The following is a 12,164-nucleotide window of genomic DNA, read 5'->3' as shown; positions in this document are numbered from 1 at the left end:
GTGTCCCTCCTTAACTACTGAAGGCGTAGCCAGACGGCCGTGTCGGCGGGCAGCAGCCCGGAAAGCTCGCCGCTGCCCAGCAGGACCTCCGCGTGCGGGGGCAGCGGCCGGGCCTCGGTGGTGAAGTTGACCAAGCAGGCGAAGTCCTCGCCGCGGCGGAAGCCGAGCACGCCCGGCGCCGGCTCCAGCCAGGCGAAGTCCTCCCCGGCCAGCGCCGGGAGCGTGCGGCGCAGGTCCAGGACGGCGCGGTAGAGCATCAGCATCGAGGACGGCGTGCTTTCCTGGCGCCGCACCGAAAGCTCGGCCCACGTCGCGGGCTGCGGCAGCCAAGCCGTCGCGTGCGGATCGGTGCTGAAGCCGTAGCTGGCCCCGGTTTCACCCCACGGCAACGGGACCCGGCAGCCGTCCCGGCCGGGGTCGGCACCGCCGGTGCGCCGGAAGACCGGGTCCTGGCGGGCTTCCGCCGGCAGGTCGTCCACTTCGGGCAGGCCGAGCTCGTCGCCTTGGTAGATGTAGAGGGACCCGGGCAGGGCCGCGGTCAGCAGCGCCGCGGCGCGCGCCCGGCGGTGCCCGAGCTCGAGGTCGGTCGGGACGCCGAAGGTGCGGGCGTGCAGGAACGAGCTGTCCGCACGGCCGTAGCGGGTGACGGGCCGGGTGACGTCGTGGTTGGACAGCACCCACGTCGGCGCGGCCAGCACCGGCCGGTGGCTGGCGAGGGTCTCCGCGATCGACTCCCGCAGCTGTTCCGCGTCCCACGGGCGGCGCATGAAGTCGAAGTTGAACGCGCTGTGCATCTCGTCCGGCCGCAGGTAGCGGGCGAACCGGGCCGGGTCGTCGAGCCACACCTCCCCGATCAGCACCCGCTTCTCGGGGTAGGAGTCGGCGACGGACCGCCAGGAACGGTAGATCTGGTGCACCTCGTCCCGGTCCACGAACGGGTGACCCGCGCCGGTTTCGCCGTCCAGCTCCGGCAGCGCCGGGTCCTTGACCGGCATGGTCGCCGAGTCGATCCGCACCCCGGCCACCCCGCGGTCGAACCAGAAGCGCAGGACGTCCTCGTGCTCCCGCCGCACCTGCGGGTGGCTCCAGTTCAGGTCGGGCTGTTCCGAGGCGAACAGGTGCAGGTACCACTCCCCCGGCCGGCCGTCGGGCTCGGTCACCCGGGTCCAGGCCGGCCCGCCGAACGTCGACGGCCAGTCGGTCGGCGGCAGCTCGCCGTGCTCACCCCGCCCCTCCCGGAACCAGAAGCGTTGCCGCTGCGGGGATCCCGGCCCGGCGGACACCGCGTCGAGGAACCACGCGTGCTGGTCCGAGACGTGGTTCGGGACGACGTCCACAATGGTCCGGATCCCGTGCTCGCGCGCCTCGGCGATCAGGGCTTCGGCCTCGGCGAGCGTGCCGAACGCGGGGTCGATCGCCCGGTAGTCGGCGACGTCGTAGCCGCCGTCGGCCAGGGGCGAGGCGTACCAGGGGGTGAACCACAGGGCGTCGACGCCGAGCGAGGCCAGGTACGGCAGGCGGGACCGGACGCCGGCCAGGTCGCCGGTGCCGTCGCCGTCGCCGTCGGCGAAGCTGCGCGGGTACACCTGGTACACCACGGCGTTGCGCCACCACAGGTCCTGCCCGGTTTCCCGCGGCTCGGCCACGGCCGGTGAGCTGAGCGTCGTCAACGGTCCCCCTCGGCGGTTTAGCGCTATACCTGATGGCAGGACGTTAATGTGCGCTTGCTAGGCTGTCAACACCGGAGTCGGGAAGGACGGTGCGCGTGCGGGTCACACTGCGGGAGGTCGCCGAAGAGGCGGGCGTCAGCATGATGACCGTGTCGAACGTGATGAACGGCAAGGCGGCGCGGGTTTCGGTCGCCACCCGGGATCGCGTGCACCGGATCGCGGCGGAGATGGGGTACGTCCCCAGCGCGTCGGCGCGCAGCCTCGCCAGCAGCTCCTCGAAGCTGATCGGCCTGCTGGTGCCGGCGGCCGACGAGGACAGTCTCATGATCAGCCCGCACCACATGGCGATCGCCGGGCACGTCGAGCGGGAGCTGCGGAAGTCCGGCTACCACCTGCTGCTGCGCGGCATCGCGCGGCTCGAGGAGGTCACCGAGGCACTGCACTCGTGGAGCCTCGACGGCGCGATCCTGCTCGGGTTCGTCGACGAGCAGATCGACAAGCTGACCAAGGCCACGGCCGGGCCGGTCCCGATGGTCGCGATCGACAGCTACTCGCGCAACCGGCTCACGACCGGCCCGCGGTCCGACGACTTCGTCGGCGCCCGCCTCGCCGCCGCGCACCTGCTGGAGCTCGGCCACCGGAAGATCGTGTTCGCCGGGCCCGCGTTCGGCCGCGCCGGCGTGGTCCGCGAACGGTTCGACGGCTTCCGGGCGGCGTTCGCCGACGCCGGGACGCCGTGGGACCCGGAGCTGGTCGAGGTCGTCAACACCACGCACGACGAAGGGTTCGGCCGCGGAAGGGTTCTCCTGGACCGGCATCCGGGCACGACGGCCGTGTTCGCCACCGCGGACGTGCTGGCGGTCGGCATCATGGAAGGCCTGGCTTCGGCGGGGGCGACGGTTCCCGCCGACGTGTCCGTCGTCGGGTTCGACGACCTGGAGTTCAGCAAGTACGTCACGCCGAAGCTCACCACGGTCACCCAGGACATCGGCCGCAAGGGAGCGACGGCGGTCGCGATGCTGATGGAGGCGATCGAGCACCGCACCCGCCCGCGCCGGCCGGTGACCCTGGACGTCACCCTCACCGTCCGCGACTCGACGGCCCCGCCGAAGAAGAATGGTGGACAGCGCCGCGGATCATCAGCATGATCTCCGCATGCTGACGAAAACCCCCAGATATGTGACTATTCGGGCGATCGGTGTCACAGTGCTGGCCGCCGCTTTGACCGTGTCCTGCGCCGCGAAATCGTCGAATGCCACGGGAAACGTTCCCGCACCCTCCACGCCGGCCGCGACCAGCAGCGAAAACGCGCCGGCCACCGATGCGACGGCCGCGGCGTCGACCGCGGAACAAGCGCTGGCCCGGTGGGTCGGCGCGGTCGTTTCCGGCAACTTCGCCCAGGCTTGCGCCGTCATGGCCGATGCCGACCAGACCCCGCCGAAGGTCTTTTCCCCCGAAACGTGCGCCGGCGAAGACAAAACGATGAAATCGATGCGCAAAGTGCTCGACGGACTGCGCACCGCGTTCACGCCGGACAAGGCGGCGAACCCACCCCAGGTCGAGGTCGCGGGCCCGGCCGCGACCGGCGACTCGACGAAGATCCCCGCCGGCAAGATCTCGGTCGACGGGAAGACCCTCGACGACATCGTCCTTTCCCATTCCACCGGCGTGAAGCCGGGCCAGACGAACATCACGTTCAGCCTGCAGAAGCTCAAGGAAGCCTGGTACGTCACGAACTTCGACCTGGACTTCTGACCCCGGCCGCGCAGTCCGCCCCCGGCAGGCGACGGCGCGCCCCGGCGCCCAGCCCGAACCCCGCTAGACCGCCTGCTCCGTCCACCCCACGATGTCCGCGACGACCTCGGCGCGGTTCGTCTCGTTGAGGATCTCGTGCCGGGCCCCCGGGTACACCCGCGTGGTCACGTCCTTCAGTCCCGCGTCCCGGTAGCGCTGCACCAGGACCTCGAACAGGGCGAGGTTGCCGTTCACCGGGTCCTGGTCGCCCACCGCCAGGTACACCGGCAGGTCCGAACGCATGCGCGCGACCTCGGCCGGGTCGGCGAGCCGGCGCGCGCCCGCGAACATGGCCTTGGTGCTCGCCGGGTCGATTCCGAAGCCGCACAACGGGTCCGCCACGTAAGCGTCCACTTCGGACTCGTCGCGGCTGAGCCAGTCGTAGTCCGTGCGCTGCGGCTGGAACGGCGCGTTGAACATCGCCAGGTCCAGCGGCTGGTCGAGATCCAACGCCGGCTCGAGGACGTCCAGCGCGGCGGTGCCGGTGAGGATCACCGCGTCGACGTCGGCGGAGTGGTCGAGCAGGTACTGCTGCGCGGCGAACGAGCCCATGCTGTGGGCCAGGAGCACCACCGGCACGCCGGGCTGCTCGGCACGGGCCCGCGCGGTGAGCACGCCGAGGTCGGCGACCAGCGCCGGCCAGCCGTCCGGGCCCAGGTCGCCGGGCTCGCCGGTGATCGACGCGCCGTGGCCGCGGTGGTCCTGGCCGTAGACCGCGAACCCGCGCGCGGTGAACGCGCGCGCGACCCGGTCGTAGCGCAGGACGTGCTCGCCCATCCCGTGGGTCAGCTGCACGACCCCGGCCGGCGCGCCGTCCGGGTCCCAGCGGTAGGCGGTCACGTCGGTGGGCAGGGTGAACTTCGCGTCGGGCATCGGCGCCTCCTCAGTCGGCCCACCCTGCCGCACCGGCGGGGGCGATTCGACCCCCATCGGGAGGGTTCTTCTCTCCCCTTGGGGAGCAAAAATCCCTCCCGGCTGGGCATTCCCCACGGGCGCCGTCAGACTCGGCCGAACAGAGCAACCGACGAAGGGAGCCGGCCGTGACCGACGACGTTCACCCCGGGCCGCCCCGCTGGCACGCTCCGCAGCCGGCCGACGCGATCCTGCGGACCGCGCGGGACCTCCTGCGCATCGTCGCGACGCTTACCGGAGACCCCGACCTCGCGAGCGGGGTCCGTGACCTGACCTCCGCCGAATCCGCCCTGCGCGCGGCCGAACACCGGGTGCTGCGGCAGCTCGGCCACGGCGAAGGCATAGCCGCCGACCGGCTGGCGGCCGCACTCCCCCGGCTCGGGAGCACCCTCACCGCCATCCGGGACCTCCGCCTCGAAGCCCGCGCCGCCACCCTCACCGGCGTGCAGCACGCCCTGGCCCGGCTGCGCTCGGTGACGTCGCTGCGCGACCTGACCACGCAGATCCCGGTGGAGATCAACCGGCTCGGCTACCGGCGCGCCCTGCTGTCCCGGGTGTCCGGCCCGCAGTGGAGCGCGCGGGCGGCGTTCGCCCACGACGACCCGCAACTGGCGCGCGACCTGGTCGAGGTCGGGTCGTCGCTGCCCGGGCGGATCGGCCGCGAGCTGCCCGAGACCGAGGTCGTGCGCAAGCGGCTGCCGGTGCTGGTCGAGGACGCCCAGCACAACCCGCGGGTGCACCACCGGCTGATCACGCTCGCGCGGACCCAGGACTACGTCGTCGCGCCCCTGGTCGGCCGCGGCGAGGTCGTCGGCCTGCTGCACGCCGACCAGCACGCCGAACGCCCGAAGGTCGACGAGTTCGACCAGCGGCTGATCGGCCTGTTCGCCGAGGGGGTCGGCTGCGTGTTCGAGCGCGTCGTGTTCCTCGAGCAGCTCGGCAGCCTGCGGGAACGGCTGCGGGAGCAGACGCGCTCGGTGGACGACCTCCTCGACGGTTTCCTCGGCCCCGACGTGCTCGCCGCGCCCACCACCCCGGCCGACCCGCTGGGCCACCTCGAAGGCCCGCTGGCGGCGCTGACCCGCCGCGAGCTCGACGTGCTGCGGCACCTGGTCCGCGGCCGGACCAACACCGAGATCGCGGCGGAGCTGTTCGTCGCGCCGGGAACGGTGAAGTCGCACGTCAAGAGCGTGCTGCGCAAGCTCGGCGTGGCCAACCGCGCCGAAGCGACGTCGCGCTACCACGCGTTGATCCGCCGGTAGCCGTCTCCGGGAGAGGCACGGGGGAGAAATCTCTTCCCCGGGGGTGATGCACGCCACGTCTCTTGGCCCAAAGATTGGACCAATAACGTGCACCGTCGCCCGTCTTCCCGGAGGAACCCGCATGACCACCACGCCCGAGGTCACCACCCGCCCGATCCCGGACGAGATCGCGCGGCAGGTCGTCCTGCCCGAAGGCCACCGCTACGACGTCCCGCTGTTCGAGGCCTACCGGTGGCTGCGGGAGAACCACCCGCTCGGCCAGGCCGACGTCGAGGGCTACGACCGCGTCTGGCTGGTCAGCAAGCACGCCGACATCATGGAGATCGAGCGGCAGCCGCACGTGTTCACCAGCGGCGGCGGGGACGAACCCGGCTCGCACAACCCGATCCTGCAGAACCAGGCCGGCGACGCGTTCACCCGGCAGCTCACCGGCGGCAGCCTGCGCATCCTCGAGACCCTGACCTACCTCGACCCGCCCGAGCACACCGCGGTCAAGGACATCGCGAACGACTGGTTCCGGCCGGCCAACCTCAAGAAGTGGGAGGACCGGATCCGGACCCTGGCCAAGGAAGCCATCGCGAAGCACCTGCGCAGCGACGGCAACGACCTCGACTTCGTCCAGGACTTCGCCGTCTACTACCCGCTGCACGTGATCATGAGCCTCTTCGGCGTCCCCGAAGCGGACGAGCCGCGGATGATGGCCCTGACGCAGGAGTTCTTCGGCACCGCCGACCCGGACGCCCAGCGCGAGGACATCGAGCCGCTCACCCCGGAGGCCGCCGCGCAGCAGTGGTCCGCCGCGATCAACGACTTCTACGCCTACTTCGACCAGCTCGTCGAGGACCGGCGCGCCGCCCCCGGGGACGACCTCGCCACGATCATCGCCCGCGCCCGCAAGCCGGACGGCGAGTACTACCCGAAGGAGGTCGCCTACGGCTGGTTCATCGCGATCGCCACCGCCGGCCACGACACGACGTCGAGCACGATGTCCGGTGCGATCGAGGCACTCGCCCAGTTCCCCGATCAGCTGGCGAAGGTGCGGGAGAACCCCGCGCTCATCCCGGACCTCGTCAACGAAAGCCTGCGCTGGGTCTCGCCGGTGAAGCAGTTCACCCGCCAGGCCACCCAGGACTACGTGCTGCGCGGGCAGCGGATCCGCAAGGGCGACCGGTTCATGCTGCTGTACCAGTCGGCCAACCGCGACACCGACGTCTTCGACGCCCCCGACGAGTTCCGCCTCGACCGCAAACCCAACCGGCACATCGCCTTCGGCTACGGCCCGCACATGTGCATCGGCCAGCACCTGGCCAAGCTGGAGCTGCGGATCATGTTCGAAGAGCTGCTGCCGCTGCTGAAGAACGTCGAGATCGCGGGTGAGCGCAAGGCGGTGATGACGAACTTCGTCGGCGGGCTGCGGAAGCTGCCCGTGCGGCTGGAGCTGGCGTGAGCGAGCGGGTCCTGATCGTCGGTGCCGGTCACGGCGGCGCCACCCTGGCCGGCCTGCTGCGGCAGGCCGGCCACCGGGGCCCGGTCGAGCTGTACGGCGACGAGGCGGACCTGCCCTACCACCGGCCTCCGCTGTCGAAGAAGTTCGCCCACGGCGAGCTCGAACAGTGGCTGCGCCCGGCGGAGTTCTACCGGGAGCAGGACATCACCCTGCGCCTCGGCGAGGACGTCGTCACCCTCGACCTCGCCGGACGCCGGGTGCGCACGGCGTCCGGCGAGACCCGCCCGTACGACCACCTCGTGCTGGCCACCGGCGCGAGCCCGCGGCGGCTCGAGCTGCCCGGCGCCGACCTCGCCGGGGTCGTTTCGCTGCGCACCCTCGCCGACGCCCGGATCCTGCGCGAGTGCGTCGAAGAGCGGCGGGCGCTGGTGATCGTCGGCGGCGGGTACATCGGCCTCGAAGTCGCCGCGGTCGCGCGGGCGAACGGCGTCGACGTCACCGTGCTGGAACGGGAAGAGCGGGTCCTGGCCCGCGTCGCCAGTCCGCGGCTCTCCGAGATCCTCGCCGGGCACCACCGCGCCCGGGGCACGCGGATCGTCACCGGCGCACGGCTCGGGCGGCTCGCCGGACGGGCCGGCCGGGTCGCGGCCGCCGTCCTCGACGACGGCACGGAGATCCCGTGCGAAGCCGTGCTCGTCGGGGTCGGCGCGCGACCGCGTCAGGAGCTGGCGCTCGCGGCCGGCCTGCACTGCGACCACGGTGTCGTCGTCGACGAGCACGCCCGCACCAGCGACCCGCACGTGCTCGCGATCGGCGACGTCACGCGCCGGGCCGGGTGCGTCCGGCTCGAAAGCATCCCCGGCGCCACCGAGCAGGCCCGCCAGGCGGTCGCCACGATCACCGGCGGCGCACCGAACCCGGCCGAGGTGCCGTGGTTCTGGTCCGACCAGTTCGACCTCAAGCTCAAGATCGCCGGGCTCGTCCCGGCCGAGCCGAGCACCGTCGTCCGCGGCGACCCCGCGACCGGCCGGTTCGCCCTGTTCCACCTCGACGGCGGCGCGCTGACCGCCGTCGAGTCGGCCAACAGCCCTGCCGAGTTCATGGCGGGCAAGAAGTTCCTCGCGGCCGGCACGCGGCTCGACCCGGCCCGGCTGGCCGACCCGTCGACCCCGCTGCGCGACGCCGTCGCCTGACCACCCGGAGGAAACCCGTGCCCGACGTCACCTACGAGCTCCCCGACGGCAGCGTCCACCAGGTCGAAGTCCCTTGTGGACAGAGCGTGATGGACGGCTCGGTCCGCAACAACCTGCCCGGCATCGTCGCCGAATGCGGCGGCAGCTGCTCGTGCGCCACCTGCCACGTGTTCGTCGAAACCGGACAGTCCACTTTCGACGATCCGACCGACGAGGAGCGCGAGCTGCTCGAGTACGCCGACGGCGCGCGGCCGAACTCACGGCTGTCGTGCCAGCTCATCCTCTCCGACGGCTGCCCCGGGGTGCGCGTCACCGTGCCGGGCACCAACGGCTGATCCCCCTTCCCCTTCCGGACAAAGGAGTGCGCATGGACATCACGGCCGCCGTGGCCACCGAGCTGGGTGGCGCGTTCACCCTGCAGCGGGTCACGCTCGACGATCCCGGACCCGGCGAGGTCGTCGTCGAGATCGCCGGGGTCGGGCTCTGCCACACCGACCTCGCCGCCAAGGACGGGCACCTGCCGTTCCCGCTGCCCGGCGTGTTCGGGCACGAGGGCAGCGGGGTCGTCACCGCCGTCGGCGAGTCCGTCACCAAGGTGGTGGTCGGCGACAAAGTGGTGCTGAGCTTCAACAGCTGCGGCGAATGCCGCGAGTGCGAGCGCGGCGAACCCGCGTACTGCCACGAGTTCATGGCCTACAACTTCGGCGGCGCGCGGCCGGACGGCCGCAGCACCCTGCACGACGACGGCACTCCCCTGGGGTCGGAGTTCTTCGGGCAGTCGTCGTTCGCCACGCACGCGATCGCGCACGAGCGCAACCTCGTCAAGGTCCCCGGCGACGCGCCGCTCGCCGTGCTGGGCCCGCTGGGCTGCGGGGTGCAGACCGGCGCCGGCGCGGTGCTGAACTCCATGGACTGCCGGCCGGGAGCGGTGCTGCTGGTGCTGGGTGGCGGTTCGGTCGGCCTGTCCGCCGTGCTGGCCGGAGTGGTCCGGGAGCTCGCGCACATCATCGTCGTCGAGCCGCACGCGGGACGCCGTGACCTCGCCCTGTCCCTGGGCGCGACGCACGCGCTCGACCCGGCCGCCGGGCCGCTCGCCGACCAGGTCCGGGCGATCGTGCCCGGCGGCGCCGACTACGCGATCGACACCACGGGCATCGCCGACGTGCTGCAGCAGGCGATGCAGGCCCTCGCGCACCGCGCCACGGTCGGCATCATCGGCGTGCCCGCCGACCCCGAGGCGGCGCTGGCGCTGAACCTCATCCAGGCGCAGGTGCTGGGCGTGCGCGTGATCGGGATCGTCGAGGGCGACAGCGACCCCGACGTGTTCATCCCGCAGCTGCTCGAACTGCACCGGACCGGCCGGTTCCCGTTCGACAAGCTCGTCACCACCATGCCGTTCGACCGGATCAACGAAGCCGTGGCCGCCCAGCACCGGGGTGACGCCGTCAAGATCGTGCTCGTGCACGAGGGAACCCGGGAGCAGTCATGACGATCGACTACGACCAGCTCTACGTGGGCGGTACGTGGGCCGCCCCGGCCACCGGCCGGCGGATCACCGTGCACGCGGCAGCCACCGAGGAGGTGCTCGGCAGCGTCCCGGAAGGCGCGGAGGCCGACATCGACAACGCCGTCGCGGCCGCCCGGCGGGCCTTCGACGACCCGGCGGGCTGGCCGCGCTGGGAGCCGTCGCGGCGCGCCGAAGTCCTCGAACGTTTCGCCGTCGCGCTCGAGAAGCGCCGCGCCGAGACCTCGCGGCGCGTCAGTGCCCAGAACGGCATGCCGATCGGCCTGGCCCAGCAGTTCGAGGGCGGCTTCCCGCCGGTGCTGCTGCGCTACTTCGCCGGGCTCGTCACCGGTACACCGCAGGAAGAGACCCGGCCGGGCATGCTCGGCGGCAGCTCCCGGGTGCTGCGCGAGCCGGTCGGGGTGGTCGGCGCGATCGTGCCGTGGAACGTGCCGCAGGCGATCACGTTCCTCAAGCTCGCCCCGGCGCTGGCCGCGGGCTGCACGGTCGTGCTGAAGCCCGCGCCGGAGACGGTGCTCGACGCGCTGCTGATGAGCGAGGCCGCCGCGGAAGCCGGGCTGCCGGAAGGCGTGCTCAGCGTCGTCCCCGGCGGGCGCGAGCTCGGTGCGTACCTGGTGTCGCACCCGGGCGTCGACAAGGTGTCGTTCACCGGGTCGACGGCGGCCGGGCGCTCGATCGCCGAGACGTGCGGGCGGCTGCTGCGGCCGGTGACCCTGGAGCTGGGCGGCAAGTCGGCGGCGATCGTCCTCGACGACGCCGACCTGGCGTCGACGATCGAGAGCTTCTTCGCCGCCACCCTGCTCAACAACGGCCAGATCTGCTGGCTCGGCACCCGGGTCCTCGCGCCGCGGTCGCGGTACGCCGAGATCGTCGACACCGTCAGCGACCTGGCGAAGTCGTTGCGCATCGGCGATCCCCTCGACGAAGGCACCCAGCTGGGCCCGCTCGTGTCGTCGCGGCAGCGCGACCGCGTCGAGTCCTACATCGCAAAGGGGCTCGGCGACGGGGCCCGGCTGACCGCCGGCGGTGGTCGTCCGGCCGGCCGTGACCGCGGCTGGTACGTCGAGCCCACGGTGTTCGCCGACGTCGACAACGGGCACACGATCGCGCAGGAGGAGATCTTCGGCCCGGTCCTGTCGGTGATCCCGTACTCGTCGGAGGACGAGGCCGTGGCGATCGCCAACGCGACCGAGTACGGGCTCGGCGGCACCGTCTGGACCGCCGACCCGGACCGCGGTGAGGCGGTCGCCCGCCGGGTCGCGTCGGGCACGGTCGGGATCAACGCCTACGTCAACGACCCCACCGCGCCGTTCGGCGGGATCAAGTCCAGCGGGCTCGGCCGCGAGCTCGGGCCCGAGGGCCTGCACTCCTACCAGGTCTTCAAGACCGTCTACCTCGACCCGCAAAAGGGGTAGCCGGGCTCTCCCATTGGGGAGAAATCCCCGGTCGCCGACGGCGGCGCCCTTGATAACGATCGTTCACAGACCTAGGTTCGGGTCAGGGCGGTCGCGAGGGTGCCGCCGTCTCGCCGTTCTTCCGATGACGAAAGGACCACTCGCCGATGGACGAGTTCACCGACGTGACGTACAAGGTCGACAACGGCCTCGCGTGGATCACGATCAACCGGCCCGAGCGGTACAACTCCTTCCGCGCCCGCACCGTCGACGAGCTCGTCAAGGCGTTCAAGCGGGCCTGGAACAGCGACGAGGTCGGCGTGATCTGCCTGACCGGCGCCGGCGACAAGGCGTTCTGCACCGGCGGCGACCAGAAGCAGCGCGCCGAGACCGGCGACTACGGCCCGTCGGACTCCGGCCTGTTCGAGATCGACGCGCTGCACCACGTCATCCGGGACGTGCCCAAGCCGGTCATCGCCGCGGTGAACGGCTTCGCCATCGGCGGCGGCCACGTGCTGCACGTGCTCTGCGACCTGACGATCGCCGCCGACACGGCGAAGTTCGGGCAGAACGGCCCGCGCGTCGGCTCCTTCGACGCCGGCTTCGGCACCGGGTACCTCGCCCGGATCCTCGGCGAGAAGCGCGCCCGCGAGGTGTGGTTCCTGTGCCGCCGCTACACCGCGGCCCAGATGGAGAACTGGGGCCTGGTCAACCAGGTCGTGCCCGCCGCCGAGCTGCACGACGAGGTGCGCAGGTGGGCCGACGAGATCCTCGCCCTCTCCCCCACCTCACTCAAGGTGCTCAAGCAGTCGTTCAACACCGACACCGAGCAGTTCGCCTCCACCGGCCAGCTGGCGTACTCCTACCTCAAGACGTTCGGCGAGTCGGCCGAGGCCCTGGAGGGCATCACCGCCTTCAGCGAGAAGCGCACCCCGGACTTCTCCGCGTTCCGCGGAAACTGATAACG

At 71.9% G+C, this 12,164-nt stretch carries 11 protein-coding genes; 9 read left to right on the top strand and 2 right to left on the bottom strand.

The window, feature by feature from the left end:
* Positions 1 to 14 precede the first annotated feature (14 nt).
* The gene (locus ACZ7OU_RS24260) at positions 15 to 1,670 is read right to left on the bottom strand and encodes a glycoside hydrolase family 13 protein (protein WP_470256805.1); all 1,656 of its coding nucleotides are present in this window, start codon (positions 1,668 to 1,670) and stop codon (positions 15 to 17) included.
* Between the two features lie 95 nt (positions 1,671 to 1,765).
* On the opposite strand from ACZ7OU_RS24260, the gene ACZ7OU_RS24255 reads away from it, so the two are divergent.
* Positions 1,766 to 2,818, top strand: coding sequence for a LacI family DNA-binding transcriptional regulator (locus ACZ7OU_RS24255; protein ID WP_470256804.1), 1,053 nt, complete (start codon positions 1,766 to 1,768; stop codon positions 2,816 to 2,818).
* Positions 2,790 to 3,425, top strand: a complete 636-nt coding sequence (locus tag ACZ7OU_RS24250) for a hypothetical protein (RefSeq protein ID WP_470256803.1) — start codon at positions 2,790 to 2,792, stop codon at positions 3,423 to 3,425. The genes ACZ7OU_RS24255 and ACZ7OU_RS24250 overlap by 29 nt, the downstream gene beginning before the upstream one ends.
* Before the next feature lie 63 nt (positions 3,426 to 3,488).
* Here the strand turns inward: ACZ7OU_RS24250 and ACZ7OU_RS24245 are convergent, their stop codons facing one another.
* Positions 3,489 to 4,337 (bottom strand): alpha/beta hydrolase, encoded by an 849-nt coding sequence (locus ACZ7OU_RS24245; RefSeq protein ID WP_470256802.1) that lies wholly within the window; start codon positions 4,335 to 4,337, stop codon positions 3,489 to 3,491.
* Positions 4,338 to 4,504: 167 nt separating this feature from the next.
* On the opposite strand from ACZ7OU_RS24245, the gene ACZ7OU_RS24240 reads away from it, so the two are divergent.
* The 7 genes from ACZ7OU_RS24240 (at position 4,505) to ACZ7OU_RS24210 (ending at position 12,159) form a co-directional block, all read left to right on the top strand.
* A complete protein-coding gene (locus tag ACZ7OU_RS24240) occupies positions 4,505 to 5,638 on the top strand; it encodes a helix-turn-helix transcriptional regulator (RefSeq protein ID WP_470256801.1) in 1,134 nt (377 codons plus the stop codon).
* Positions 5,639 to 5,759: 121 nt separating this feature from the next.
* Positions 5,760 to 7,085, top strand: a complete 1,326-nt coding sequence (locus tag ACZ7OU_RS24235) for a cytochrome P450 (protein ID WP_470256800.1) — start codon at positions 5,760 to 5,762, stop codon at positions 7,083 to 7,085.
* Entirely contained in the window at positions 7,082 to 8,278 is a 1,197-nt protein-coding gene (locus tag ACZ7OU_RS24230; protein ID WP_470256799.1) for an NAD(P)/FAD-dependent oxidoreductase, read from the top strand. Before ACZ7OU_RS24235 ends, ACZ7OU_RS24230 begins: the two co-directional genes overlap by 4 nt.
* A gap of 17 nt (positions 8,279 to 8,295) precedes the next feature.
* Positions 8,296 to 8,613, top strand: coding sequence for a 2Fe-2S iron-sulfur cluster-binding protein (locus tag ACZ7OU_RS24225; RefSeq protein ID WP_470256798.1), 318 nt, complete (start codon positions 8,296 to 8,298; stop codon positions 8,611 to 8,613).
* Between the two features lie 32 nt (positions 8,614 to 8,645).
* Entirely contained in the window at positions 8,646 to 9,767 is a 1,122-nt protein-coding gene (locus ACZ7OU_RS24220; RefSeq protein ID WP_470256797.1) for an NAD(P)-dependent alcohol dehydrogenase, read from the top strand.
* Positions 9,764 to 11,218 (top strand): aldehyde dehydrogenase, encoded by a 1,455-nt coding sequence (locus tag ACZ7OU_RS24215; RefSeq protein ID WP_470256796.1) that lies wholly within the window; start codon positions 9,764 to 9,766, stop codon positions 11,216 to 11,218. Before ACZ7OU_RS24220 ends, ACZ7OU_RS24215 begins: the two co-directional genes overlap by 4 nt.
* Positions 11,219 to 11,364: 146 nt before the next feature.
* Positions 11,365 to 12,159 (top strand): enoyl-CoA hydratase-related protein, encoded by a 795-nt coding sequence (locus tag ACZ7OU_RS24210; protein WP_470237820.1) that lies wholly within the window; start codon positions 11,365 to 11,367, stop codon positions 12,157 to 12,159.
* The last annotated feature ends 5 nt before the right edge of the window (positions 12,160 to 12,164 follow it).

The organism is Amycolatopsis sp. NPDC114505, from assembly GCF_055633615.1.
The sequence above is the reverse complement of the archived record's forward strand: the minus strand, read 5'-3'. Positions and strand labels throughout refer to the sequence as shown.